General features: G+C 73.9%; 25 protein-coding genes. 9 read left to right on the forward strand and 16 right to left on the reverse strand.

Annotation, left to right across the window (positions count from 1 at the left end):
• Positions 1-26: 26 nt before the first annotated feature.
• The 3 genes from EV189_RS10050 to EV189_RS10060 all read right to left on the reverse strand — a co-directional run bounded on the left by EV189_RS10050 (position 27) and on the right by EV189_RS10060 (position 2,690).
• Complete coding sequence (locus EV189_RS10050; protein ID WP_165400228.1) at positions 27-1,340, reverse strand: HNH endonuclease signature motif containing protein; 1,314 nt, start codon at positions 1,338-1,340, stop codon at positions 27-29.
• 307 nt (positions 1,341-1,647) lie between these two features.
• Positions 1,648-2,154 (reverse strand): GNAT family N-acetyltransferase, encoded by a 507-nt coding sequence (locus EV189_RS10055; protein WP_130492739.1) that lies wholly within the window; start codon positions 2,152-2,154, stop codon positions 1,648-1,650.
• Positions 2,151-2,690, reverse strand: coding sequence for a PH domain-containing protein (locus EV189_RS10060; protein ID WP_165400229.1), 540 nt, complete (start codon positions 2,688-2,690; stop codon positions 2,151-2,153). Before EV189_RS10060 ends, EV189_RS10055 begins: the two co-directional genes overlap by 4 nt.
• A gap of 69 nt (positions 2,691-2,759) precedes the next feature.
• Between EV189_RS10060 and deoC the strand changes: the two genes are divergently transcribed.
• From deoC to EV189_RS10080, 4 genes are all read left to right on the forward strand, one after another.
• Entirely contained in the window at positions 2,760-3,713 is a 954-nt protein-coding gene (deoC, locus tag EV189_RS10065) for a deoxyribose-phosphate aldolase (RefSeq protein ID WP_231116241.1), read from the forward strand.
• Between the two features lie 4 nt (positions 3,714-3,717).
• A complete protein-coding gene (locus tag EV189_RS10070; RefSeq protein ID WP_130492995.1) occupies positions 3,718-5,148 on the forward strand; it encodes an aldehyde dehydrogenase family protein in 1,431 nt (476 codons plus the stop codon).
• Positions 5,145-6,035 (forward strand): aldehyde dehydrogenase family protein, encoded by an 891-nt coding sequence (locus tag EV189_RS10075; protein WP_130492740.1) that lies wholly within the window; start codon positions 5,145-5,147, stop codon positions 6,033-6,035. Before EV189_RS10070 ends, EV189_RS10075 begins: the two co-directional genes overlap by 4 nt.
• Before the next feature lie 122 nt (positions 6,036-6,157).
• Positions 6,158-6,484 (forward strand): winged helix-turn-helix domain-containing protein, encoded by a 327-nt coding sequence (locus tag EV189_RS10080; protein ID WP_130492741.1) that lies wholly within the window; start codon positions 6,158-6,160, stop codon positions 6,482-6,484.
• 9 nt (positions 6,485-6,493) lie between these two features.
• Here the strand turns inward: EV189_RS10080 and EV189_RS10085 are convergent, their stop codons facing one another.
• Entirely contained in the window at positions 6,494-7,966 is a 1,473-nt protein-coding gene (locus EV189_RS10085) for a cryptochrome/photolyase family protein (protein ID WP_130492742.1), read from the reverse strand.
• Between the two features lie 152 nt (positions 7,967-8,118).
• Here EV189_RS10085 and EV189_RS10090 point away from each other — a divergent pair, with 152 nt between their 5' ends.
• Positions 8,119-8,676, forward strand: coding sequence for a hypothetical protein (locus EV189_RS10090; RefSeq protein WP_130492743.1), 558 nt, complete (start codon positions 8,119-8,121; stop codon positions 8,674-8,676).
• Between the two features lie 482 nt (positions 8,677-9,158).
• Here the strand turns inward: EV189_RS10090 and EV189_RS10095 are convergent, their stop codons facing one another.
• From EV189_RS10095 to EV189_RS10145, 11 genes are all read right to left on the reverse strand, one after another.
• On the reverse strand, positions 9,159-9,530 hold the full coding sequence (locus EV189_RS10095) for a VOC family protein (protein ID WP_130492744.1): 372 nt from the start codon (positions 9,528-9,530) through the stop codon (positions 9,159-9,161).
• A 5-nt stretch (positions 9,531-9,535) separates the two neighbouring features.
• Positions 9,536-10,093, reverse strand: a complete 558-nt coding sequence (locus EV189_RS10100; RefSeq protein WP_165400230.1) for a DUF4142 domain-containing protein — start codon at positions 10,091-10,093, stop codon at positions 9,536-9,538.
• Positions 10,094-10,229: 136 nt separating this feature from the next.
• Positions 10,230-11,315: an adenosine deaminase gene (locus tag EV189_RS10105; protein ID WP_130492746.1), complete on the reverse strand. Its 1,086-nt coding sequence runs from the start codon at positions 11,313-11,315 to the stop codon at positions 10,230-10,232.
• Positions 11,312-11,674, reverse strand: coding sequence for a cupin domain-containing protein (locus EV189_RS10110; RefSeq protein WP_130492747.1), 363 nt, complete (start codon positions 11,672-11,674; stop codon positions 11,312-11,314). Before EV189_RS10110 ends, EV189_RS10105 begins: the two co-directional genes overlap by 4 nt.
• Positions 11,675-11,699: 25 nt before the next feature.
• Complete coding sequence (locus EV189_RS10115) at positions 11,700-12,983, reverse strand: thymidine phosphorylase (RefSeq protein WP_130492996.1); 1,284 nt, start codon at positions 12,981-12,983, stop codon at positions 11,700-11,702.
• Between the two features lie 22 nt (positions 12,984-13,005).
• Positions 13,006-13,422 (reverse strand): cytidine deaminase, encoded by a 417-nt coding sequence (locus EV189_RS10120; RefSeq protein ID WP_130492748.1) that lies wholly within the window; start codon positions 13,420-13,422, stop codon positions 13,006-13,008.
• Positions 13,419-14,729 (reverse strand): ABC transporter permease, encoded by a 1,311-nt coding sequence (locus EV189_RS10125; protein ID WP_130492749.1) that lies wholly within the window; start codon positions 14,727-14,729, stop codon positions 13,419-13,421. Before EV189_RS10125 ends, EV189_RS10120 begins: the two co-directional genes overlap by 4 nt.
• Positions 14,726-15,841, reverse strand: coding sequence for an ABC transporter permease (locus EV189_RS10130; protein WP_130492750.1), 1,116 nt, complete (start codon positions 15,839-15,841; stop codon positions 14,726-14,728). Before EV189_RS10130 ends, EV189_RS10125 begins: the two co-directional genes overlap by 4 nt.
• Positions 15,838-17,367, reverse strand: coding sequence for an ABC transporter ATP-binding protein (locus tag EV189_RS10135; RefSeq protein ID WP_231116244.1), 1,530 nt, complete (start codon positions 17,365-17,367; stop codon positions 15,838-15,840). The genes EV189_RS10130 and EV189_RS10135 overlap by 4 nt, the downstream gene beginning before the upstream one ends.
• Positions 17,368-17,522: 155 nt before the next feature.
• Positions 17,523-18,689, reverse strand: a complete 1,167-nt coding sequence (locus EV189_RS10140; protein WP_231116245.1) for a BMP family lipoprotein — start codon at positions 18,687-18,689, stop codon at positions 17,523-17,525.
• 76 nt (positions 18,690-18,765) lie between these two features.
• Entirely contained in the window at positions 18,766-19,956 is a 1,191-nt protein-coding gene (locus tag EV189_RS10145; RefSeq protein ID WP_130492998.1) for an amidohydrolase, read from the reverse strand.
• Between the two features lie 221 nt (positions 19,957-20,177).
• On the opposite strand from EV189_RS10145, the gene EV189_RS10150 reads away from it, so the two are divergent.
• Entirely contained in the window at positions 20,178-21,863 is a 1,686-nt protein-coding gene (locus EV189_RS10150; protein WP_130492752.1) for a phosphatidylglycerol lysyltransferase domain-containing protein, read from the forward strand.
• Positions 21,863-23,074, forward strand: coding sequence for an alpha/beta hydrolase (locus tag EV189_RS10155; protein ID WP_130492753.1), 1,212 nt, complete (start codon positions 21,863-21,865; stop codon positions 23,072-23,074). Before EV189_RS10150 ends, EV189_RS10155 begins: the two co-directional genes overlap by 1 nt.
• On the opposite strand, the gene EV189_RS10160 is transcribed toward EV189_RS10155, so the two are convergent.
• Positions 23,040-23,792, reverse strand: a complete 753-nt coding sequence (locus tag EV189_RS10160) for an SGNH/GDSL hydrolase family protein (protein WP_165400231.1) — start codon at positions 23,790-23,792, stop codon at positions 23,040-23,042. The genes EV189_RS10155 and EV189_RS10160 overlap by 35 nt on opposite strands.
• Positions 23,793-24,021: 229 nt before the next feature.
• On the opposite strand from EV189_RS10160, the gene sdhC reads away from it, so the two are divergent.
• On the forward strand, positions 24,022-24,414 hold the full coding sequence (gene sdhC / locus EV189_RS10165; RefSeq protein ID WP_130492755.1) for a succinate dehydrogenase, cytochrome b556 subunit: 393 nt from the start codon (positions 24,022-24,024) through the stop codon (positions 24,412-24,414).
• Positions 24,414-24,875 carry a succinate dehydrogenase hydrophobic membrane anchor subunit gene (locus EV189_RS10170; protein WP_130492756.1) on the forward strand — a complete coding sequence of 154 codons (462 nt, stop codon included), beginning with the start codon at positions 24,414-24,416 and terminating at the stop codon, positions 24,873-24,875. The genes sdhC and EV189_RS10170 overlap by 1 nt, the downstream gene beginning before the upstream one ends.
• The last annotated feature ends 125 nt before the right edge of the window (positions 24,876-25,000 follow it).

The following is a 25,000-nucleotide window of genomic DNA, read 5'->3' on the forward strand; positions in this document are numbered from 1 at the left end:
GGACGCCGCGCCGGCTCGGCCCCCGGTCACCAGAAGGTCCTGGTGGTGCCGGGGTTGCGGTCGCTCGCGTGGGTCGCTGGTACGGGTTCGCTTCCGTCGGGTGGTCGCCAGCGGAATCGGCCGGGTCTGTCGGGGTCGGGTTCGAGCTGCCAGCCTCCTTGGTGGAGGAGGTGGTGGTGGCGGCTGCAGAGCAGGCACATGTTGGTGATGTCGGTCGGGCCGCCGTCGGACCAGTGGATGACGTGGTGGGCTTGGACTCTGCGGTTGCGGCAGCCGGGGGCGATGCAGCCTCCGTCGCGTACCCACAGTGCTCTCAGTTGGGCTCTGGTGGCGAGGCGGGCCTCCCGGCCGAGGCCGAGCGGGACGCCGGGAGCGACCGTGACGGACAGGCCACCGAGGTTGACGGCACCATCCGTCCCCGCGCGCTCGTCGTTCGCAGCAGCAGCGCGGGCGTGCGGACTGAGCGTCGCGGTCAGCAGGACGCTCACGTCCGCGGTGCAGGTGAGGTAGCGGAGCTCCTCGGCGGTGAACGCCGTCCCGAGGATCGCGGCGATGCCGGTGTGCCCGTCGCCGGGCTGCAGCTCGTCGCGCAGCGTCGGGAGGTCGACGACGAGGGTGGTGTCGAGGCGCAGGCTGGTGACCCCGGGCTGGGAGCCGAGGTGGGTCTGGACGATCTCGATGAGGGCGTCGGCCTGGCGTTGGGCGGCGGTGCGCGGGTCGACCTGCTGGCCGGGTTCGGGGTTGGGCTGGGATCCGGCGCGGATCGCCTTCTGGACCAGCATGCCGTGCGCGCGGTCGAGCCGTCCGGTGATGATGACGGTGCCGTCCATGCCGGTGGAGAGCAGCAGGTAGCGGCTGTCGTGGATGCGCTGCGCCTTCTCCTCGCGTGACTCGTCGGCGCCGACCGCCTCCTCCACCCGAGCGACCCCGGCCCGGACGTCCGCCGGCGCAGCGGCCTTCGCCAGCGGCACGAGCATCTCCTCCGCTTCGAGCATCACGGCTGCGCCGAGCCGCTTGTGCCCGGCCGCCAGCTCGTCGACGTGCCGCACGCTGATCTCACCCGCGACGAGCGCGTGCGCTGTCTGCGGGAGGTCGCGCAAGGCTCGCGCCGCCGTGACCGCTCGGCGGGCGTCGAGCGCGTCCATGCGGGTGTGGTGCCGGAGCCACGCCTGCGCGGTGACCTGGTTGTCGATGACGAACTCACCGGCGGCGTCGAACTCCGCGAGGTCGGTGAGGAACTCGGCCTGCAGCCGGGCGATCGCCGCGTGCTTCTCGAGCAGCGCGACCCCGCGCGCCGACCCGGACCTGGGGTCGCGCGACGGGCTGCTGCTCGAGCTCATGCCGACAACGTACAAGCCACCACTGACAGAGTCGGGGCAGCAGAACCGGCTGCCGTACAGCCACTTCTCGGCCACCCGCAGTGATCCCATTTGATCGGGGACCTCGATCAAATGGGGGTGCCCCGCGGCCCCAAGAACTGCATGATCACGGGGAGGTGGGAGTGGGCGGCCCACACGAACTGACTGCCGGCAGCACGCAATTCCAGCCCTCCGACCACCACCTGGTGCGGTCCGCCACCACTCCGTGCTGCTCGACCCCCAACTCGATCGGGCAGCCTGATCAACTTCACGCCCGAGCGGCCCGGCGTCAGTCCGCCCGCACCCGCGCGTAGCCGACCAGGTCGTGCCAGCGCCCGCCGCGCCACTGCGCCCCGCGCAGCACGCCCTCGCGGCGGAAGCCCGCCTTCTCCAGCGCGCGCTGCTCGGCGAGGTTCTCGACGTCGGTCGAGGCCTCGACGCGGCCCGCGTCCGTCGTGGCGAACAGCATGTCGGCCAGCAGGCGCTGGGCGGTCGTGCCGACGCCGCGGCCGTGGAAGTCGCGGTCGAGCTCGATGCCGATGTTCCACGCGCGGGACTGCGGGTTCGGCCCGTACGCGACGGCCTGCCAGGAGACCGAGCCCGCGACGCGCCCCGCCTCCTCGACCACGAGGAAGCCGGTGCGCGGGTCACCCGCGACCCGGGCGAGCAGGTCCGCGTGCGACAGCGGCGGGAGGCCGAAGTCGGCGAACTCGCTGCGGCGAGCGGTGTCCCGCGCCCACCCGTCGAGGACGGGGATGTCCTCGTCGACCAGCGCCCGCAGCCGTACGCGGCTCACGCCAGCGACACCGCGACGATGCCGGCGACGAGCAGCACGCCCGGCACCAGCACCTCCCACGCCCACCGCACGTGCGCACCGCCCTCGGGGTCGCGGCCGCCGAGCCCGCGCTCCCACCGCGTCGCGAGCGACGCGGCGATGGAGCTCTCGGGCACCTGCGGCAGCTCGCCCCGGCGGGAGCGGCGCGGGCGGCCCCGGGGGGCGGCCGCGAAGGCGGTGTAGCGGCGGGTGGTCGTGCGCACGTCGAGGCTCCAGCGGCCCCCGACTGCGGTCACCGCGGTCCAGGGGACCCGCACCTCGCGCAGCGGGTTCACGAGCGTCACGCCCGCGTCGTCGGCGCGGATCTCCGGGCGCCACCACAGGGCGAGAGCGGCGTCGGCCAGCAGCCCCAGACTGAGGGTGGCGATCGCCGCCGACGGCCAGGTGCCGCGGCGCAGCACATCTGCCAGCAGCAGCAGGCAGACGACCCAGCAGCCGATGGCGACGGGACGCGAGGTGACGGGCCGGAAGACCTCGGGGACCCCGCTCTGCGTCACCCCGCCATCCTGCCCCACGCCCCCGCTCCGGCGTACGCAGCGGGCAGCCCGCGGGCGTACGGTGTGGGCGTGCCCCTGCTCCCGGACGCCGACGCCCTGGACGCTGCGACCGGCAGCGCCTCCGGGCTCCGCCGCTTCCTCCTGGGCCTCCCCGGGGTCGACCAGGTCGGCGCCGAGGCCCGGGCGAGCGCGCTCGCGGCCCGGTCGGTCAAGGCCGACGCGAAGCGCCAGGCCCTCGACCTCGCCGTCTCCTGCATCGACTTGACGACGCTCGAGGGCGCCGACTCCCCCGGCAAGGTCCGCTCGCTCTGCGCGAAGGCCCGCGTGCCCGACGCGAGCGACCCGACCTGCCCGCGCCCGGCGGCGGTCTGCATCTACGGCGACCTCGTGCCGGTGGCCGTCGAGGCCCTCAAGGGCACGGGCATCGCGGTGGCCGCGGTGGCGACGGCGTTCCCCAGCGGCCGCGCCTCGCTCGAGGTCAAGCTCGCCGACGTGCGCGACGCCGTCGCGGCGGGCGCCGACGAGATCGACATGGTGATCGACCGCGGCGCCTTCCTCGCCGGCCAGTACGCCCAGGTGCTCGACGAGGTCCGCGCGGTCAAGGAGGCCTGCGGGCGTGCGCACCTCAAGGTCATCCTCGAGACCGGCGAGCTCGCCACCCTCGACAACGTCCGCCGCGCCTCCTGGCTCGCGATGATGGGCGGCGCCGACTTCATCAAGACCAGCACCGGCAAGATCTCCCCGGCAGCGACGCTCCCGGTCGCGCTCGTCATGCTCGAGGCGGTCCGCGACTGGTACGCCGCCACCGGCCACCGCATCGGCTTCAAGCCCGCCGGCGGGATCAGGACGAGCAAGGACGCCATCAAGCACCTCGTGCTCGTGCACGAGACGGTCGGCGACGACTGGCTCGACCCCTCGCTCTACCGCATCGGCGCCTCGACCCTGCTCAACGACATCCTGCTGCAGCGGCAGAAGATGGCGTCCGGCCGCTACGCCGGCCGCGACTACGTGACCGGAGCCTGACGTGGTGACCTTCGACTACGCCCCCGCGCCCGAGTCGACGGCGGTCGTCGACATCGCACCGTCCTACGGCCTATTCATCGGCGGGGACTTCGTGGAGTCCTTGGACGGCAGCGTCTTCGACACGGTGAACCCCGCTACGGAGGAGGTGCTCTCCAAGGTCACCCAGGCGGGGACGGCTGACGTCGACCGCGCCGTGCGCGCCGCGCGCGCGGCGTACGAGGGCGTGTGGTCGCACCTCCCCGGACGCGAGCGCGGGAAGTACCTCTTCCGCATCGCCCGGATCCTGCAGGAGCGCGCGCGGGAATTCGCCGTCCTCGAGTCGATCGACAACGGCAAGCCCATCAAGGAGTCGCGCGACGTCGACATCCCCTTGGCAGCAGCGCACTTCTTCTACCACGCGGGCTGGGCGGACAAGCTGTCCTACGCCGGCCACGGCCCGGCACCGAAGCCGCTCGGCGTCGTCGGGCAGGTCATCCCGTGGAACTTCCCGCTGCTCATGCTGGCCTGGAAGATCGCCCCGGCCCTCGCGTGCGGCAACACCGTCGTGCTGAAGCCCGCGGAGACGACTCCCCTGACAGCACTGCTCTTCGCCGACGTCTGCCGCCAGGCCGACCTCCCGGCGGGCGTGGTCAACATCATCACCGGTGACGGCGACACCGGGCGCGCCCTCGTCGAGCACCCGGGCATCGACAAGGTCGCGTTCACCGGCTCGACCGAGGTCGGCAAGGCCATCGCCCGCGCGGTCGCCGGCACGCCCAAGCGCGTCACCCTCGAGCTGGGCGGCAAGGCGGCCAACATCGTCTTCGACGACGCGCCCATCGACCAGGCGGTCGAGGGCATCGTCAACGGCATCTTCTTCAACCAGGGCCACGTCTGCTGCGCGGGCAGCCGCCTGCTCGTGCAGGAGTCGGTCGCCGAGGAGGTGCTCGTCGCACTGCGCCGCAGGCTGCTGACCCTGCGGGTGGGCGACCCCCTCGACAAGAACACCGACGTGGGCGCCATCAACTCCGCCGCTCAGCTCAGCCGCATCTGCGAGATCAGCGACAGCGGCGACGCCGAGGGCGCGGTCCGCTGGTCGCCACCGTTCTCCCAGCCGGACAAGGGGTTCTGGTTCCCCCCGACTGTCTTCACCGAGGTCGCGCCGGCGCACCGCATCGCGCGCGAGGAGGTCTTCGGCCCCGTGCTCGCGGTGCTCACGTTCCGCACGCCGGACGAGGCCATCGAGAAGGCCAACAACACGCCCTACGGCCTCTCGGCCGGGGTGTGGACCGAGAAGGGCTCGCGCATCCTCTGGGCCGCCGACCGGCTCCGCGCCGGCGTCGTCTGGGCCAACACCTTCAACCGCTTCGACCCGACGTCGCCCTTCGGCGGCTTCAAGGAGTCCGGCTGGGGCCGCGAGGGCGGCCGCCACGGGCTGGAGGGCTACCTGCGATGAGCGACCCCGTCCACGGATCCCAGCAGCACCAGCGGCTCGGCGTGCGCAAGACCTACAAGCTCTACGTCGGCGGCGCGTTCCCCCGCAGCGAGTCCGGCCGCAGCTACGAGGTCACCACGCCCGACGGGCACTTCCTCGCGAACGCCGGGCTCGCTTCCCGCAAGGACGCCCGCGACGCGGTGACCGCCGCCCACGCGGCGCTGCCGAAGTGGTCCGCCGCCACGGCCTACAATCGCGGGCAGGTGCTCTACCGCGTCGCCGAGGTCCTCGAGGGCCGGCGCGGCCAGTTCGTGCACACGGTCTCCGCCTCCGAGGGCATCCCGCTCGACCGCGCGGAGTCCGTCGTCGACGCCGCCATCGACCGCTGGGTCTGGTACGCCGGTTGGACCGACAAGCTCGCCCAGGTCCTCGGCACCGTGAACCCCGTGGCCGGCCCGTACTTCGACTTCTCGCTGCCGCAGCCCTCCGGGGTCGTGGCCGTCGTCGCACCGCAGGAGTCCTCGCTGCTGGGGCTCGTCAGCGTCATCGCCCCCGTCCTCGTCGGTGGCGGGACCGTCGTCGCCCTGGCGAGCGAGCGGCGCCCGCTGCCCGCGGTCGACCTGGCCGAGGTGCTCGCGACCTCCGACGTGCCGGGCGGTGTCGTGAACCTCCTCACCGGGCGCACCTCCGAGGTCGCGCCCTGGCTCGCCTCCCACATGGACGTCGCGGGGATCGACCTCACCGGCGCGGCCCCGGGTGCCGTCGCCGACCTCGAGCGCGCGGCCGCGGACAACCTCAAGCGCGTACGCCGTCCCGACCCCGCCGAGGACCTCGCGGCGGAGCCGGGGCTCGGGCGGATGAGCGCCTGGCTCGAGACGAAGACGGTCTGGCACCCCGTCGGGACCTAGTCGCTCCGGTCTCCTGGGCGAGCCGCTCCGCCGACCACGTCGCCCGCGGCACGCGGTCCGGCATCTGAGACAGCCGGTCCTCGCCCGGGCGGGAGGACCGGTCAGCGGGGCAGAGTCCTTGCGTGGCAACCGAGACCGTGGCCCGACCAGTCCTCACCCACGAGCACCCCGAGGTGGTCGCCGACCGGGCCACCCGCGTCGTCACGGTCGCGGGGCGCGCGGTCCCCGACCTCACCTACCTCGAGTTCGAGCTCCTCGCCCACCTGCTCGAGCACACCGGGCTCGTCCTCACCCGTACCCAGCTGATGTGGGCGGTGTGGGGCTACGACGTTCCCGGTGGCGGGCGCACGGTGGACGTCCACGTGAGCCGCCTGCGCCGCAAGCTGGGCGAGCCGGTGCGCAGCTCGCTGGTGACGATCCGCCGCGTGGGGTACGTCTACCGCGGCTAGCGCCGCTGCTCACGGCGCCCGCGAGCCGCGCTCCCGCTCCTGCTCGACGACGGCCTCGCGGTCCGCCAGCCGCGCCAGGCCGGCGAGCGGCTGGCGCATCCGCACGTTCCCCGCGAGGCGCTCGGCGTTGCGGTCGAGGAAGGCCCAGTAGCCCGCGGTGTACGGGCAGGCGCCGTGGCCGAGCCGCACCTTCGGCGAGTACGCGCAACCGCCGCAGTAGTCGCTCATCCGGTCGATGTACGCCCCGCCCGCGGCGTACGGCTTGGTGGCCATGAGCCCGCCGTCCGCGTGCTGCGACATGCCGATGACGTTGGCGACCATCACCCACGCGTACCCGTCGACGAAGCACTCGTGGAACCACGCGGTCAGCTCCTGCGGGCTCCAGCCGCGCTGCAGCGCGTAGCCGCCGAGCACCATGAGCCGCGGGATGTGGTGCACCCACCCTCGGTCGCGCACGCCGGCGAGGACGTCGCGCAGGCAGGCCGCCTCCACCGCGTCGGCGTCGAGGTCGCGGAACCACTGCGGCAGCGGTTCGTACGCCTCGAGGGCGTTGCGGTCGGGGTAGTCCTCGTCGAAGTGCCAGTAGGTGTGGAAGACGTAGTCGCGCCAGCCGACGAGCTGGCGGACGTAGCCCTCGACGCTCGGGAGCGGCGCCTCCCCCCGCCGGTACGCCCGCTCCGCCGAGCGCGCGCACTCGACCGGGTGCAGCAGCCCGAGGTTCATCGCCGGCGAGAGCAGCGAGTGCGCCATCCACTCGTCGGCGCGCAGCATCGCGTCCTCGACGGGACCGAAGGACGCCAGCCGCTGCGTGACGAAGACCCGCAGCGCCTCGACCGCCTCGGCGCGGGTGACGGGGAAGACGCGTGGTCCGTCCCGGCCGACGAACGAGACGACGCCGTCGCGCTCCCAGCGGTCGAGGTCGGCGCGCACCTCGGCGTCGATCTCGTCCTCCTCGGCGAGCCACGGCGGCGCGAGGTCGAGCCGGTCCGTACGCGGTGGTGCCTCGCGGTTCTCGGCGTCGTAGTTCCACCGCCCGCCGACCGGGCCGTCGGGCTCCATGAGGAGCCCGAGCCGCGTACGGGCGTCGCGGTAGAACTGCTCCATCCGCAGGGTGGTCCGGCCCTGCGCCCACCGCTCGAACTCCGCGCGCGTGGTCGCGAAGCCGCGCTCCGGCAGGACGTCGACCCCCGGCAGCGACTCCACCAGCCGCAGCGCGCCGCGGGTCGTGGGGGCGCAGACGGACACCGGCTCCCCGAGCGCCTCGAGCACGCGCCGGTAGCCGCCCTCGGTCCTCACGAACCTCGCCTGCTCGCCGAGCTCCGCCGCGCGGTGGCGCAGCGCGCTCAGCACGAGGTGGGCCTTCTGCCGGTGGAAGCGGCGCCGCGCGAAGACGGCCCGCGACTCCACGAGCAGCACGGGCTGATCGTCCGCGTCGAGGAAGTGCGGGCCGAGCTGGTCGGCGAACAGCCACCGGCGCTCCATCCGGGCATCCTCGCCCGGATCGGGCGCTCCCGCAGGTCGGAGCGGCCGACGGCTCTTGACGAGGTGGCCGGCGCCCGCGAGGCTGGAGGGTACTGCCGGGTAGGCGATGACGCGCTGCCCGGACGACGGACTGGACGACGAAGGAGTCGTGCATGGCGTTCTGGCGCAGGTCCCGCGGGCCCTCCTCCTCCCTGCCCTCCCCCGCCCCGGTCGAGCGGTGGTCGCCGCTCGCCGCGCTGGCGCTCGAGCTCGGGCAGGCCGTGGCCCTGCAGGAGGCGGCGGAGCGCGTCGTCCAGGGGTGCGCCGCACCCGGCCCGGTCGAGCCGCACTGGGCCGAGGAGGGTGGACCGGTCGTGACCGAGCTGCTCGCCGTGGCCACGCGCATCGGCGACCTGCAGGTCGCCGAGGTCGACGCGGAGCTCAAGGAGGACGGCTGCTACCTCGTGCACATGCACCAGGCCGCGGTCGACCGGGCAGTCCGCCTCGTCCGGGCCGCGGCAGGGGACGAGGGGGCCGACCGCGAGCGTCGCCAGCTCCAGGGGCTGGAGGTGCCGGCCGCCGAGGGCGTCGAGGCGCCCGGCCCGCAGCTGCGCCACCTGCACACCGAGGTCCTCGGGCTGCTGGCCGCTGCGGGTCGTACGGCGACCGCGCCGACGGTCGGGACCGCCGGCCGGGCCACCGGCGGCGTGCCCGTCACCCATCCGGCCTAGCGCCCTTGGGGTGGTCATGCAGATCCCGGGGCCCCGCCCCTTGCCGTGATCATGCACATCTTGGGGCCCCGCCCCTGCGGTGATCATGCACACCTTGGGCCCCCTCCCCCGCCGTGATCATGCAGATCCTGGGGCCAGGTCGTGCATGATCACGGGGACGGCGGGAGCGGACGGAGAACTCTCTGCGCCCAGGTTGCGCATGATCACGGGGACTTCACCCGGCGGAGCTCGCTGCGGTTCGTCCCGCCCAACAGGTGCATGATCACGGCACAGACGGGCGTGCCGCCCCGTACGCCACACCCGCCCAAGTTGTGCATGATCACGGCAGATGACGAGCCCGGCCGCGTACGGCTCCCCCGCCCAGGTTGTGCATGATCACGGGGGGACGGCGCAGACGGGCGGGCCGCCCCGTACGGATCCCCGCCCAGGATCTGCATGATCACGGGGGAGGGGGGCCCGTCCACGCCGGAGGCCCCGGAGCGTCAGCTCCGGGGCCCCAGCACGCAGAACTCGTTGCCCTCGACGTCAGCGAGCACGACCCAGGTCTCGTCGCCGCGTTGCCCGACGTCGGCCCGGGTCGCGCCGAGCCCGAGCAGGCGCTCGACCTCCCCGTCCCGGGTCGAGCCCGGCTCGGGCGCGACGTCGAGGTGGATCCGCACCTTGCCCTGCTTCGGCTCGCTCACCGGCACGAAGGCCAGCTCGGGCATCCCCGGAGCAGGCGGCTCGAGGTCGTAGTAGATCTCGCCGTCCTCGTCGTAGCGGCGGACCGGCCAGCCGAGCACCGCCGACCAGAACTCCGCCACCCGCAAGGGGTCGGCGCAGTCGACGACGACCTCGGCCAGCCGGACGCCCACGGCCGTCAGGACGCCGGCGGCGCGATGACGACGTAGGTGGCAGCCAGGCCGAGGTAGTGCTTCTTCACGACCGGGAGCGTCATGCGCTCGAGGTTGAGCACACCGGAGTCGCGCGAGACCAGGCGCGCCTTGCCCGTCGCGATGTAGACCGCCCGGTGGCCGGAGAGCTGGAAGCGGACCCAGTTGCGGTCCCACGTGATGCCGGACGGCGCGTCGGCCAGCTCAGCCGTGCGCTTCGCCGCGTCGGCGGGGGGCGTCGTGGGGAGCGTGACGCCGCGCGCCTTGGCGAGCGAGCGGACCATGGCGATGTGCTTGGTGTGGTCCATGACGAACATCTTGCCGAGACCCGCGACCGCAGCTGTCGTGGCCTTGCTCTCGGCGAGCTTGCCCGCGGAGATCTCCGCGAGGTCGTACGCCGCGGCGGCCTTGAGCCAGGCCGCGTCCGTGGCCTTCGCCTGGGCGGCTGTGGCCTGGGTGGAGACCTCGGCAGCGGAGGCGGCGGCGGGTGCGGCGGCGAGCACGGCGGCGGTGGCGAGAGCGGGGACGAGCGTACGAGCCTTCACAAGGGCCTCCTCGGGGCGCTGAGCCCCTCGACGATGGGCGGGCGACTCCTGTCGCTTGCCGGACGAACAAGGTTCGACGCGCTTGAGGTCCCCGGTCACTGAACCGGACAAACCACCACGAGCAGATCCTCGCCGCTCAGGCTCCCAGCGCGGCGTACGCCGGCTTGATCCGCTGCTCGATGACCGCCAGCCGCTCGTCGAAGGGGATGAAGGCGCTCTTCATCGCGTTGACCGTGAGCCAGCGCAGGTCCGCCCACCCGTAGCCGAACGCGTCGACGAGCAGCCCCATCTCCCGCGACAGGCTGGTGCGGCTCATCAGCCGGTTGTCCGTGTTGACCGTGACGCGGAAGCCGAGCTCGCGCAGCAGCCCCAGCGGGTGCTCCTCGATGGAGGTGACCGCGCCGGTCTGCAGGTTGGACGACGGGCACATCTCCAGCGGCACCCGCATGTCCCGGACGTACGCCGCGAGCCGTCCCAGCCGCGGCGTCCCGTCCGCCGCGACCGTGATGTCGTCGACGATGCGCACGCCGTGGCCCAGCCGGTCCGCGCCGCACCACTGCAGCGCCTCCCAGATGCTCGGCAGCCCGAAGGCCTCGCCGGCGTGGATGGTGAAGTGCGCGTTCTCCCGCCGGAGGTACTCGAAGGCGTCGAGGTGGCGCGTGGGCGGGAACCCCGCCTCGGCGCCGGCGATGTCGAAGCCGACGACGCCGGCGTCGCGGTAGCGCACGGCGAGCTCGGCGATCTCGCTGCTGCGCGCCGCGTGCCGCATGGCGGTGAGCAGGGCGGCCATCCGGATCTCCCGCCCCCGGGCCGCCGCCGCGGCGCTGCCCTCCGCGAAGCCCTCGAGCACCGCCTCGACGACCGCGGGCAGCGCCAGGCCGCGCTCGACGTGCAGCTCGGGCGCGAAGCGCACCTCGGCGTAGACCACGCCGTCGTCGGCGAGGTCCTCGGCGCACTCGCGCGCGACGCGGCGGATCGCCGGCACCGTCTGCATGACCCCGACGGTGTGGACGAAGGTCTCGAGGTAGCGCTCCAGCGAACCGGAGGTCGACGCTCGCTCGAACCACGCGGCGAGCGCGCCCACCTCGCTCTCGGGGAGGCCCTCGTAGCCGGTCTCCCGGGCGAGCTCGAGGACCGTTGCCGGCCGCAGCCCACCGTCGAGGTGGTCGTGGAGCAGGACCTTGGGGACCGCCCGCAGCTGCTCGGGGGTCGGCGCGGTCATGCGTCCTCGTCCTCGCGGTTGACGAGGTCGGGCCCGAAGGCCGGCAGGCAGACCGCGACGTACTCGGCGCCCTCGTCGCCCACGAGGTAGCGGATGCGCTCGCCGGCGCGGGTCAGCACCGCCTGGCCCGCCGGCACGTGCAGCACGCCGTCCGCGTGCTCCACCCGCACCTCTCCCGCGAGCACGACCGTCACCTCGTCGAACTCCGGCGTCTGCGCGGGCTCGGACCAGCCCGCGGGCGCCTTCATGTGGGCGACGGAGACCTCGGCCGTGCCGGTGGAGGCGCGGCCGACGTACTCGTCGATCTGCTTGCCGCCGGGGACGGGGATGCGGGCGGGAGCGGGCACGAGGGTCGGCATGGCGCCAGCGTAGGCCGCACGCACCTCAGGGCGTGATGCGCTCCAGCACCACCGCGCGCGCCGCTGCGCCTGCCGCCGCCGCCCCCACCTCGAACCCGCCCTCGAGCGCGGCGAGCGCCCGCGGGAAGCGCTCCGGGGTGTCGGTGTGCAGCGTCAGCAGCGGCTGGCCCTCGACCACCTCGTCGCCGGGCTTGGCGTGCAGCTCGACGCCCGCGCCCGCCTGCACGGGGTCCTCGCGGCGGGCGCGGCCAGCCCCGAGCCGCCACGCGGCGACGCCGACGGCGTACGCGTCGAGCCGGGTGAGCACCCCGCTGCTCGGGGCCCGCACGACCTCGGTCTCCTTCGCGGTCGGCAGCGGGACGTCGGGGTCGCCGCCCTGCGCGGCGATCATCCGGCGCCAGACGTCCATGGCCCGCCCGCTCGCGAGCACGTCGCGCGGGTCCGGTCCCTGGACGCCCGCGGCGCCGACCATCTCGCGCGCCAGCTCCACCGTGAGCTCGACGACGTCGGCAGGGCCGCCGCCGGCGAGCACCTCGACCGACTCGCGGACCTCGAGGGCGTTGCCGGCGGTGAGGCCGAGCGGCGTGGACATGTCGGTCACCAGCGCGACGGTCCGCACGCCGGCGTCCGTGCCGAGGTCGACCATCGTGCGGGCCAGCTCCAGCGCGTCGGCGAGCTCCTTCATGAAGGCCCCGCTGCCGACCTTGACGTCGAGGACGAGCGCGCCCGTGCCCTCGGCGATCTTCTTGCTCATGATCGAGCTCGCGATGAGCGGGACGGACTCGACCGTGGCGGTGACGTCGCGCAGCGCGTAGAGCAGCTTGTCGGCCGGCGCCAGCGTCTCCGTGGCGGCGCAGATGACGGCGCCCACGTCGCGCAGCTGGGCGCGCACCTCGTCGAGCGAGAGCGACGCGCGCCACCCGGGCACCGCCTCGAGCTTGTCCAGGGTCCCGCCCGTGTGGCCGAGCCCGCGCCCCGACAGCTGCGGGACGGCGACGCCGCAGGCCGCGACGAGCGGGGCGAGCGGCAGCGTGATCTTGTCGCCCACGCCGCCGGTCGAGTGCTTGTCGGCGGTCGGGCGGCCGAGGTCGGCGAAGCTCAGCCGGTCGCCCGAGGCGATCATCGCCCCCGTCCAGCGGGCGACCTCGGGCCGGCTCATGCCGCGCAGCAGCACCGCCATGAGCAGCGCGCTCATCTGCTCGTGGGCCACCACACCTCGGGTGTACGCCGCGATGACCCAGTCGATCGCCTCGTCGGACAGCTCACCGCCGTCGCGCTTGGCACGGATGACGTCGACCGCGTCGAACAGCTGCGGGTCGAACTCCTGCTGGTCAGCCACGTCGGCTCGCCTCCCACTCGGCCCGCAGGTCCGCGTCGTCGAAACCGTGCGGCAGCAGGCCGTCCACGGTCGTCTCCCCCGACTCGAGCAGCACCGCGCAGTCGCGCCCACCGTGCTCGAGCAGCAGCTGCCGGCAGCGACCGCACGGCGAGAGCAGCTGGCCGTGGCCGCCGACCGCGACGACCGCGCGCAGCCGCCCGCCGCCGGTGGCCAGCAGCGTCGAGACCATGCCGCACTCGGCGCACAGACCCACGCCGTAGCAGGCATTCTCGACGTTGCAGCCGACGACGACGCGACCGTCGTCCACGAATCCTGCCGCCCCCACCGGGAACTTCGAGTACGGCGCATAGGCCCGACCCGCGGCCTCCACGGCTGCGGCGCGCAGCGCCTCCCAGTCGACCGTGCTCATCCGCCCTGCCCCTTCCGGTACGTGACGCCGTCCGCCGCCGGCATGCGCAGCCGCTGCGAGGCGAGCGAGAGCACGAGCAGCGTCGTGAGGTGCGGGGTGAAGAACACCAGCTGCTGCGGGACCTCGTCCGAGAGCTGGTACCACGCGAAGAACGCCGCCGCGGCGACCAGCGCCACGACCGCCCCGACCTGCCGCCGGCGGTACGCGTTGAGCAGCACCGCGAGCAGCAGCAGGATCGTGACGAACAGCAGCAGGCCGTGGACCGCGACGGGCCCGCCGCGCAGCTGCACCGCGTCGGTGTAGCCGAAGAGCCCGGCACCGGCGGCCAGGCCGCCCGGTCGCCAGTTGCCGAAGATCATGGCGGCGAGGCCGATGTAGCCGCGGCCACCGGTCTGGCCCTCGCGGTAGATCGAGGACGACACGGTGACGAGGAAGACCCCGGCCATCCCGGCGAGCGCGCCGGAGATGACGACGCCGGCGTACTTGAGGCGGTAGACGTCGATGCCCAGCGACTCGGCGGCGACGGGGTTCTCCCCGCAGGAGCGCAGCCGCAGGCCGAACGCCGTGCGCCACAGCACGAGGTAGCTCGCCGGCACGAGCAGCACGGCGATGACGGTGAGCCAGGTGAGCTGCGTGGTGACGCCGCGCAGGATGCCGGCGACGTCGGAGAGCAGGAACCAGTGCCGGCTCTCCAGCCCGCGCAGCAGGTAGTCCGCTCCTGGCACGGAGATCGAGGAGAAGCCCGGGACCGGCGGGGACTGCGTGGGACCACCCCCGCTCTCGCCGGTGAACAGCTGCCCGGACAGGTAGCGCGCCGCGCCCCCCGCGAGGATGGTGATCGCCACGCCGGAGACGATCTGGTCGACGCCGAAGCTCACCGTCGCGACCGCGTGGAGCAGCCCTCCGAGGGCCCCGAACGCGAGCCCGCCGAGCAGGCCGACCCACGGGCTACCGGACTTCCAGGCGGTGAACGCGCCGCCCCAGGTCCCGAGGATCATCATCCCCTCGAGCCCGATGTTGACGACGCCCGCGCGCTCTGACCACAGGCCACCGAGGCCGGCGAGGCCGACGGGCACCGAGAGCGAGAGCGTCGCGCCCATGACGCCGGCGCTGGTGAGGTCGTCCACCCCGGAGATGAGCCGGACCAGGGACAGCAGCACGAGGAGGCCGAGCAGCCCGAGCAGGAGCTCGCGGGGGCCCGTACGCCGGCTGGCGAGGCGGGCGCGCCCCAGCCCGGTCTCGCCCCCGACGACCGTGCGGGAGAGCTCCCCGCCGCCGACCGGACCGCTGCCTGCGTCGATGCTCATGCCGCCACCTCCGCGGGCACGCCGGGACGGGAGGAGAGCTGCGCGGCGACCCGCCGCTGCTGGCGCACGAGGTCGAGGCGGCGCACCAGCTCGTACGCGACGACGACCGAGAGCACGACCGTGCCCTGGGTGATCTGCACGATCTCCTTCGGGACGCCGTTGATGTCGAGGATCAGCGCGGACTGGTCGAGGAACGCCCACAGCAGCGCGCCGAACGCGATGCCCACCGGGTTGTTGCGCCCCAGCAGGGCGATCGCGATGCCCGTGAAGCCCAGCCCCGACGGGAAGTCGAGGGAGTAGGTGTGGCTCTCCCCCAGCAGGTTCGGCATGCCGACGAGGCCCGCCACCGCACCGCTCAGCACCATGCTCGTCAGCACCATCCGCCGGACATCGACGCCGCTCGCGAGCGCCGCCGAGGACGAGCGCCCGGTCGCGCGCAGGTCGAAGCCGAAGCGGGTGCGGTTGACCAGCACGTGGAAGCCCACGCCGACCGCGACCGCGAGGAGCACGAGGCCGTAGACCTGCGTGTCCGCACCGGGGATGAGCGAGAAGCCGCCGACCTGGCCCGAGGGCGGGATCGGCTTGGTGCCGATGTTGTTGCTGCCGGCGCTGGTCACCGCCAGCAGCTTCGGCGTCAGGAGGTACGCCACGACCCCCGTCGCGATGTAGTTCAGCATGATCGTCGAGATGACCTCGCTGACCCCGCGGGTCACCTTGAGCAGGCCGGCGATGCCGGCCCACAGCGCGCCCACGAGCGCGGCGGTGAGGATGACCGCCGCCTGGCGCAGCCCGGTCGGCAGCGCCCACGACCCGCCCACCGCCGCGGACAGGATCGCCGCGAGGCGGTACTGGCCGTCGACGCCGATGTTGAACAGGTTCATCCGGAACCCGATGGCCACCGCGATCGCCGACAGGTAGTACGTCGTGGCGTTGTTGACGATCGTCGCCTCGGAGTTGGCGCTGGTGCCGTAGGACGCCATCTGCTCGAGGACGTGCAGCGGGTTGTGGCCGCTGACGACGAGCACCACGGAGGTGATGACCGCCGCGAAGACGAAGGCCAGCACCGCCGCCGCCAGTCCGAGGAGCAGGCGGTCCACCCGCTCGCGCCTCATGCCGACGCTCCGGCGGACGCTCCGGTCATGGCCGAGCCCAGCTCCTCGGGGGTGGTCGTACGCGGGTCGACCTCGGCGACGAGCCTGCCGCGCAGGACGACCACGAGGGTGTCCGACATGCCGAGCAGCTCGTCGAGGTCGGCGGAGATGAGCAGCACGGCGAGCCCGGCCGCGCGCGCCGCGCGCAGCGCGTCCCAGATCTGCGCCTGCGCGCCGACGTCGACGCCGCGGGTCGGGTGCGAGGCGATGAGCACCGAGGGCGACCCGCTCATCTCGCGGCCCACGATGAGCTTCTGCTGGTTGCCGCCGGACAGCGACGAGGCGAGCACGTCGATCCCGGGCGTGCGCACGTCGAAGTCCCGGACGATGCGCCGGGTGTCCTCCTGCGCGCCGCCGCGGTCGATCCAGGGGCCCTTCACGTTGGGGCTGCGGGTCTGGTGGCCGAGGATGCGGTTCTCCCACAGCGGCGCCTCGAGCAGCAGGCCGTGGCGGTGCCGGTCCTCCGGGATGTAGCCGATGCCGGCCTCGCGCCGGCGCCGGGTCGTCCAGGTCGAGACGTCCTCGCCGGCGAGCAGCACGGTGCCCTGCGCCGGGCGCATGCCCATGAGCGCCTCGACGAGCTCGGCCTGGCCGTTGCCCTCGACCCCGGCGATGCCGAGGATCTCGCCGCGCCGGATGCGCAGGGAGACGTCGTCGACGACGGGCCGCCCGTCCGCCCCGGTGACGGTGAGCCCGCGGACGACGAGCTCCTCGACGTCGGTGACGGTCGACTCGCGCAGCTCCGGGACTGGCAGCTCGCTGCCCACCATCATCTGGGCGAGCTGGCGCGCGGTCACCTCGCCGGGCACGGCCGAGCCGACCGTGGTGCCCCGCCGGATGACGGTGATGTCGTCGGCGACGGCGAGCACCTCGTCGAGCTTGTGGGAGATGAAGATGACGGTGAGCCCCTCGGCCTTGAGCCCGCGCAGGTTGCCGAAGAGCTCGTCGACCTCCTGCGGGACGAGCACGGCGGTCGGCTCGTCGAGGATCAGCGTGCGGGCGCCGCGGTAGAGCACCTTGAGGATCTCCACGCGCTGGCGGTCACCGACGCCGAGGTCCTCGACGAGCACGTCGGGGCGGATGCCCAGGCCGTACGCGTCGCTGATCCCGCGGATGCGCCGGCGCGCCTCCTTGAGGTCGAGGGTGCCGCGCCGCGTCGGCTCCGCGCCGAGCACGACGTTCTCGAGCACGGTGAGGTTGTCCGCGAGCATGAAGTGCTGGTGCACCATGCCGATCCCCGCGGCGATCGCGTCGGCCGGCGAGGAGAAGACGACCGGCCGCCCGTCGACCTCGACGGTGCCCTCGTCGGGCTTGTGCATGCCGTACAGGGTCTTCATCAACGTCGACTTGCCGGCGCCGTTCTCCCCCACGACGGCGTGGACGGTGCCGCGCCGGACCGTGATGTCGATGTCCCGGTTGGCGACGACGCCCGGGAAGCGCTTGGTGATGCCGCGCAGCGCCACCGCAGGGACGTCGGCAGCGGGCACGGCGGGTGCCGCGGGTGCGGGTGTCGCGGGAATGGGAGTCCTCCCCCGGTGCGTGCGCTGGTGGGCGCGGGCGGACGTGCCGGACAGCAGCACGACGGGCCCGTGGGGGGACGGTACTCCTGTCCCCCCACGGGCCCGTCGCGACGAGCCGGGTGCTAGCCGACCGTCTCCGGGACGGTGAGCGCGCCGCTGGTGATCTTCGAGGCGAAGTCATCGATCTTGGACTCGTACGGCTGCAGCGCCGGGTTGGACTTGGCGTAGCCCACGCCGCCGCTCTTGAGGTCGAACCGCTTGAAGCCAGCGGTGAACGAGCCCTTGGCGACGCCCTCGATGAAGGAGTCCACCGCGACGTCGACGCCCTTGAGCGCCGAGGTCAGGATCCACTGCTTCTGGTCCGCCGGAGCGCTCTGGTACTGGTCGCTGTCGACGCCGATCGCCCACTTCTTGCTGGCCGCCGCCGCCTGGAACAGCCCGGAGCCCGAGCCGCCGGCCGCGTGGTAGACCACGTCGGCGCCCTTGTCGTACATGCCCTGCGCGGTGACCTTGGCCTTGGCCGGGTCGTTGAAGCCGCTGAAGTCCGGCGGCTGCGAGAGGTAGGCCACGTCGACCTTGTCGCTCGGGTCGACGGCCTTGACGCCCGCCGCGAACCCGGCCTGGAACTTCTGGATCAGCGGGGTCTGCACGCCGCCGATGAAGCCCACGTGCTTGGTCTTGCTGGCCAGCGCGGCCGCGACGCCGACGAGGAACGAGCTCTGGTTCTCCGTGAAGACCAGGCCCTCGACGTTGGGCGCCTTGATGGAGTTGTCGTCGACGATCGCGAACTGCGTCTTCGGGAACTTCGGCGCGACCTTGCCGAGCGCGGTCGCGTAGGCGAAGCCGACGGCCACGATCGGGTTGTAGCCCGACTGCGCGAGCAGCGTGAGCCGCTCGCCCTTCTGCGCGTCCGTCTCGCCCTGGACCGCGGAGAGCTCCTTGGTCTGGATCGTCAGCGACTGCTTGGCCTTGTCGAGGCCGGCCGCCGCCAGGTCGTTGAACGACTTGTCCCCGCGGCCGCCCACGTCGTAGGCCAGGCCCACCTTGACGGTCTTCCCGGTCGTCGTGCCGCCGCTGCTGGCGCCGCCGCTCGGGGCCGCGCTCGCCGCGCCGGAGCCCGCTGCGTCGGACCCGCCGGCCGCGGACGCCGCGGGCGCGCTGGACGCCCCCGCGCTGGTCCCGCCGGCCGCGGAGCCGCTCGAGCTCCCCCCGCTCGAGCTGCTGCCGCACCCGGCCAGCGCCAGCGCGGCGACGGCCGCCCCTGCCGCCGTGCGTACGAAGAAGCGCACGTCTGCTCCCCACATGATCGACATGCCCTGGTCGAGGGCCGTTGCCGGAAGGCTATGGCACCAGACCTTAGGGGGACTACGTACGTGACGAGACTGTTACCGAGCGGTAGCACGCCAGCAGCGCGGTGGCCGCGAGCGCCCTCGCGCCGACCGGGATGCAGCGCTCGTCGACGTCGAAGCCGCCCTGGTGCAGGTCGCGCAGCACGGGGTCGCCGGGCTTCGCGGTGCCGAGCCGGGCCAGGGCGCCGGGCACGTGCTCGAGGTACCACGCGAAGTCCTCGCCCCCGAGGCTCTGCGGCGTGGGGACGACGGCCTGGCGGCCCTCGGTGCGGCGCACCGCCTCGGCGAGCAGGTCCGCGCAGGCCTGCTCGTTGTCGACCGGCGGGACCCCGCGGACGTACTGCACCTCGACCGCCACGCCGTACGGCGAGACGACCGCCTCCGCCAGGGAGCGGACGAGCGCGGGCGCGCTGGTCCAGGTCGCCGAGTCCAGGCAGCGCACGGTGCCCTCGGCCTCGCCGCGCTCGGGGATCGCGTTGGGCGCGGACCCCGACGCGATGCGGCCCCAGACGAGGCTGAGCCCCGCGCGCGGGTCGGTGCGCCGCCCCAGCGCCGCGGGCAGCTCGGAGACGAGCACGCCGAGCGCGTGCACGAGGTCGGCGGTGAGGTGCGGGCGGGCGGTGTGCCCGCCCGGGCCGCGCAGCACGACCTTGACCCGGTCGCAGGCGGCGGTGATCGGGCCCTCGCGCACGCCGACCCGGCCGACCTCGAGGCGCGGGTCGCAGTGCAGCGCGAAGATCTCGTCGACGTCGACGATCCCGCGGGCGGCGATGACGTCGAGCGCACCACCCGGCATCTGCTCCTCCGCCGGCTGGAAGAGCAGCCGGACGCGCCCGGGGAGCCCGCCCGCGCGCTCGAGCTCGCGCAGCGCCAGCCCCGCGCCGAGCACGCACGCGGTGTGCACGTCGTGCCCGCAGGCGTGGGCCATGCCCTCGACGGTCGAGCGGTAGGGCACCTCCTTGAGGTCGCGCACGGGCAGCGCGTCGATGTCCGCCCGCAGGGCGACGGCACGGTCGCCCTCGCCGAGGTCGCACCACAGCCCGGTGCCCTTCGGGAAGACGTGCGGCTCGATCCCCTCGGCGGCGAGCCGCTCGGCCAGCAGCCGCGTGGTGCGCACCTCGGCCCGGCCGAGCTCGGGGTGCGCGTGCAGGTCGCGGCGCAGCGCGACGAGCTCGGCCTCCAGGCCGGCGACCTGCTCCCCGAGCAGGGCGAGGCCGCGGTCCGGGCCCGGGCCGTCGAGCCCCTCGGAGGGCTGCTCGTGGGCCTGCGTCCCCGTCGCGAGCTCGCTCGTCACGCCTGCCGCACCCCCTCCTCGACCGCACCCGTCCTCGGGCAAGCCTCGCAGACGGGCCCGGGCACGGCGTACCGGAGTCCTCCCCAGGAGCGGCGGGTGGAACGCCGAGGCCCCCTGCGACGTTCGCAGACGTCGTGCAGCAGCCCCTCCGCGCCGCCGTCGTCGCCCGGGTCCCGACCCTCGCCGCGGCGGGCGGCTACGTCATCGGCACGGCCGGCGTGGTGCGCGCGCTGCTGCCGCACCGCGCCTTCGACGACCTCAACCACCTGGTGCCGGCGACCCTGCTCGGCGTCTCCCGCGCGGCCGAGGTCGGCGTCGGCGTCCTCCTGGCGCTGCTCGCCTCCGGCCTGCGCCGGCGCAAGCGCGCAGCCCACGTCGGGGTCTGCGCCCTCCTGCTGGGCAACGGCGCCTTCCACCTCGCGGTGGGGCTGCACGTCGTGGGGGCGGCCGTCGAGCTGCTGGCGGGGCTGCTGCTCGCCCTGCGCTGGCGCGACTTCCCCGCCAGCGGCGACCCCCGCACCCGCGTCCGCGCGCTGGGCGTCCTCGTGGGGCTGGGGGTCCTGGACGTCGCGCTCGGATGGGTGCTGGTGCGCCTGCGCGAGGACGACGGCAACAGCGTGGGGACCGAGCTGCGCCACGTCGTCGAAGGGCTCGTCGGCATCACCGGCCCGCTCGACTTCACGAGCGACCGGGCGAGCGCCGTCGTGGCCGCGGTGCTGCCCACGCTCGGCGGCGTGACCCTGTTGACGACCGCGTGGCTCCTGCTGCGCCCGTACGCGCCGGCCCCCGGCCAGGACGTCGCCGCCACCGAGCAGGCCCGTGCGCTGCTCGACCGGCAGGGCGAGCGCGACTCGCTCGGCTACTTCGCGCTGCGCGACGACAAGCAGCTGCTGTTCTCGGCGAGCGGGAAGGCGGCGGTCGCGTACCGCGTGGTGTCGGGGGTCATGCTCGCCAGCGGCGACCCGCTCGGCGACCCGGAGGCCTGGCCGGGCGCCATCGAGGCGTTCCAGGCGGAGGCCCGGCGCCACGCCTGGCTCCCCGCCGTCCTCGGCTGCGGAGAGGCGGGGGCCGAGGCGTGGGCGCGCCACGCCGGCGCCGCGGCCCTGGAGCTCGGCGACGAGGCCGTCATCGACGTGGCGACCTTCTCGCTCGAGGGCCGGGCGATGCGCAACGTGCGCCAGATGGTCCGCCGGGTGCAGCGGGCGGGCTACTGCACCCGCGTGGTCCGCGTGGCCGACCTCGAGCCCGCGGAGGCCGCGCTGGTCGCCGCTGCCGCGGACCGCTGGCGCGGCTCGGCCACGGAGCGCGGCTTCTCGATGGCCCTCGGCCGCTGCGCCGACCCCCGTGACCCCGGGGCCGTCGTCGCGCTGGCCGAGCGGGAGGGCCAGCTCGCCGCGGTCCTGCAGCTCGTGCCGTGGGGGCGCCACGGGCTCTCCCTCGACCTCATGCGCCGTGACCCGGGCGCCGACCCGGGGCTCAACGAGCTCCTCATCGTCGCGGTGCTGCAGGCGGCGGCCGAGCTCGAGGTCTCCCGCGTCTCCCTCAACTTCGCGGTGTTCCGCAGCGCCCTCGACCGCGGGCGCCGGATCGGCGCGGGTCCTGTCCTGCGGCTGTGGTGCCGCGTGCTGCTGATCGCGTCGAAGTGGTTCCAGATCGAGTCGCTGTTCCGCTTCAACGCGAAGTTCGGGCCGCGCTGGGAGCCCCGCTTCGTGGTCTACCCCTCGGCGGGCGACCTGCCGCACGTCCTGCTCGCGGCGCTCGAGGCCGAGGCCTTCGTCGTCCGGCCGGAGCTGCGCTTCTTCCAGAAGCGGCGCGCCTGATGCTGCCCGAGCTGATCGGCCTCCCCCTGGTCGTGCTGCTCGTCGTGCTCGCGCTCGCGGCCGCCCTCGGAGGTGCGCTGCTCTGGCCGCGGCTCGCCCGCACCGGCCCCCTCACCGTGCTCGCGCGCGTCGGGGTGCTCGTGCTCTGCCAGGTGACCGCCGTCGCCCTGCTCGCCGACCTCGTCAACCGCCAGTACGCCTTCTTCACCTCCTGGGACGACCTGCTCGGGCGCCCGCCCGCGGAGGCCGTCGCGGGGCACCTGCCGGTCCCCGAGCACTACCGCGTCGGCGTGCTGCCGCTCGCGCAGGCGCAGGTGCACGGCGAGCTGCTCGACGAGGCGCTGCCCGGCGCGACGACGCACCTGACGGGCGCGGCCTACGTCTACCTGCCCCCGGAGTACTTCTCGCCCCGCTGGGCCGGCGTGCGCTTCCCCGTGGCCGTCTGGCTCGCGGGCTACCCCGGCAGCGGCGACACGATCGTCCAGCACCTCGACCTCGTCCAGGCGATGCAGACCGAGGTGGACCTCCACCACGCGCAGCCGATGGTGCTCGTCATGATGAGCCCCACGCTCGCCCCGCCCCGGGACACCGAGTGCGCGGACGTGCCGCACGGGCCGCAGGTGAGGACCTACTTCGAGCGCGACCTGCCGCAGCTGCTCGAGTCGCGCTACCGCGTGGCGCGCGCCCGCACGGGGTGGGCGGTCGACGGCATCTCGACCGGGGGCTTCTGCGCCGCCACGCTGCTCCTGCACGACCCGCAGCGCTACGCCACCGGGGTCTCGGTCAGCGGCTACTACTCCGCGCTGCTCGACGGCACGACCGGTGCGCTGTACGCCGGCAGCCAGGCCCTGCGCGACGACAACGACCCGCTCTGGCTGCTCGCGCACCGGCCCGCGCCGCCCGTCGCCCTGCTCATCACCGCCTCGCGGCAGGAGAAGGAGGTCTACGCCCAGTCGCTCGCCCTGCTGCGAGCGGCGCGGGCGCCGATGACGGTGGACGCCCGCTTCGTGCAGTCGGGCGGTCACAACTACACCGTCTTCCGGGCCGAGGTCCCCGCCGTCCTGGACTGGCTGTCGGCGCGACTGCAGCCCGAGACCGACGAGCCGGTCGCGGTGCGCTCGACGACCGGCGCGCCGCGGCACTCGCGGCCCGGAGGGCGTCCCCGCACCGCCGTCGTCAGGAGCTCGCCTCGAGCAGCGCCCGGGCGATGACCTGGTGGCCCGCGGCGCTGGGGTGGTCGCCGTCCGCCGCGAGCAGGGGCGTCGGGTCCTTGCGGCCGTCGCGGCCCTTGAACGGCGCGTACGTGTCCACGCACTGCACGTGCGTCACGCGCGCCGCCGTGCAGATCGCGTCGTTGGTCGCCCGGGTCACCCGGTCGGTCTCGGCGCGGTAGTCGGCCCCCCACCGCTGCCGGGCGACGGCTCCGTCGACGGTGACGTTCCAGTAGTCGAGGAGCAGGATCCGCGTCCACGCCCCGCCGCGCAGGGCCCGGACCGCCCGCACCGAGCGCGCGAGGTTCGTCTGGACCTGCTCGAGGACGTCGTCGAAGCAGTCGCTGCCGCTGGAGCAGCGGCCGCTGCGGTAGTCCGCCAGCGCGGCGCTGACGTCGTTGGCGCCCGACATGAGCACGACCACCGAGCTCGAGCGGACGGCGTCGCGGGTCCTCCCGCGGTGGAGCAGCGCGTGCAGCAGGTCGGCCGAGGTGGAGCCCGGCACCCCCAGGTTGAGCGCGACCGTGGTGCGCCCGTCGCCCTGCAGCCCGGAGGCGTAGCGCTCGACGAAGCCGGTGCACCCGCAGGCCGAGGCCGAGACGACCGAGTCGCCGAGCCCGACGACGTACCGCGTCCGCGTGCTGGCCTCGGCCGACCCGCAGGTCGTGGCGAGCAGCGCCGCGAGCGCCACCGCCAGCGCGCCTCGTCTGGTCCGCACCCGTGCTCCTCCTGCTGCTCGGCGCCCTGTGCCACCGTCGGGTGTGCTACCCGCGGCAAGCGCCCCGGGCACCGTAGCGGGCGCTCCTGTGCCCGCTCTGTGCGCGAACTCACCGACTCCCGGGCGGTGGGGAGCGACGAACCTGACTAGCATCGACTCGGCCGGACGAACTGCCCGGCCGGGTCCGGGTCCGCCCGGGCCCTCCGCGACCACCACGGGAAGGCCTGCTGTGGCCAAGGCACCGGCCGGCACGCTCTATCGCGGCCGTGAGGGCATGTGGTCCTGGGTCGCGCACCGCGTGACCGGGGTCCTCGTCTTCTTCTTCCTGTTCGCGCACGTGCTCGACACCGCGCTGGTGCGCGTCAGCCCCGACGCGTACGACAAGGTCATCGACACCTACAAGAACCCCGTGGTCAACCTCATGGAGGTCGGCCTCGTCGGCGCGGTGCTGTTCCACGCGTTCAACGGCATCCGGGTCGTGCTGATCGACTTCTGGTCCAAGGGCCCGCGCTTCCAGCGCCAGATGCTCTGGACCGTGGTGTCGGTGTGGATCGTGCTCATGCTGGGCTTCCTCTACCCCATGACCCAGCACACGTGGGCGTACCTCTTCGGGAGCGACTGATGGCCACCGACACCCCGGTCGAGGACCTCACGCCGCTCGACCTCTCGGCCCACCTCGAGGCCCCGCGCAGCGCGGCGCCCAAGGTGCGCGACCGGCGCCTGCCCTCTCGCCGCGGCAACTACGAGATGTACGCCTGGGTGTTCATGCGCGTCTCGGGCCTCCTGCTCGTCGTGCTGACGCTCGGCCACCTGTTCATCCAGATGGTCACCGACGGCGGCGTGCAGAAGATCGACTTCGCCTTCGTCGCCGGCCGCTGGTCCAGCCCGTTCTGGCAGACGTGGGACCTCTCGATGCTCTGGCTCGCCGAGCTCCACGGCGTCAACGGCCTACGCACGATCATCAACGACTACGCCGAGCGCACCGTGACCCGCTCCTGGCTCAAGGCCGTGCTCTACACCTCGGCCGTGCTGGTGCTCTTCCTCGGCACGCTCGTCATCTTCACCTTCGACCCGAACGTCTGATCCCCCCTCCTCGGCCGCCCGCTCCCGGGCACTGAGGGCCAGCCCGAACCTTCAGGAGGCGACGTGTCCACGACCGCGGTCGAGGTCCACCGCTACGACGTGGTGATCGTCGGTGCCGGCGGCGC

Origin of the sequence: Motilibacter rhizosphaerae, assembly GCF_004216915.1 — a bacterium.
In the GTDB taxonomy this organism is placed as follows: Bacteria; Actinomycetota; Actinomycetes; order Motilibacterales; family Motilibacteraceae; genus Motilibacter; species Motilibacter rhizosphaerae.

Excerpts from the sequence above, each read along its gene's own strand:
- EV189_RS10085 (WP_130492742.1), bottom strand. The coding sequence starts at position 7,966 with ATGGAGCGCCGGTGGCTGTTCGCCGACCAGCTCGGCCCGCACTTCCTC.
- EV189_RS10105 (WP_130492746.1), bottom strand. The coding sequence starts at position 11,315 with ATGACCGCGCCGACCCCCGAGCAGCTGCGGGCGGTCCCCAAGGTCCTG.
- EV189_RS10155 (WP_130492753.1), top strand. The coding sequence starts at position 21,863 with ATGCTGCCCGAGCTGATCGGCCTCCCCCTGGTCGTGCTGCTCGTCGTG.
- EV189_RS10130 (WP_130492750.1), bottom strand. The coding sequence starts at position 15,841 with ATGAGGCGCGAGCGGGTGGACCGCCTGCTCCTCGGACTGGCGGCGGCG.
- EV189_RS10050 (WP_165400228.1), bottom strand. The coding sequence starts at position 1,340 with ATGAGCTCGAGCAGCAGCCCGTCGCGCGACCCCAGGTCCGGGTCGGCG.
- EV189_RS10125 (WP_130492749.1), bottom strand. The coding sequence starts at position 14,729 with ATGAGCATCGACGCAGGCAGCGGTCCGGTCGGCGGCGGGGAGCTCTCC.
- EV189_RS10120 (WP_130492748.1), bottom strand. The coding sequence starts at position 13,422 with ATGAGCACGGTCGACTGGGAGGCGCTGCGCGCCGCAGCCGTGGAGGCC.
- EV189_RS10110 (WP_130492747.1), bottom strand. The coding sequence starts at position 11,674 with ATGCCGACCCTCGTGCCCGCTCCCGCCCGCATCCCCGTCCCCGGCGGC.
- EV189_RS10170 (WP_130492756.1), top strand. The coding sequence starts at position 24,414 with ATGGCCACCGACACCCCGGTCGAGGACCTCACGCCGCTCGACCTCTCG.
- EV189_RS10075 (WP_130492740.1), top strand. The coding sequence starts at position 5,145 with ATGAGCGACCCCGTCCACGGATCCCAGCAGCACCAGCGGCTCGGCGTG.
- EV189_RS10090 (WP_130492743.1), top strand. The coding sequence starts at position 8,119 with ATGGCGTTCTGGCGCAGGTCCCGCGGGCCCTCCTCCTCCCTGCCCTCC.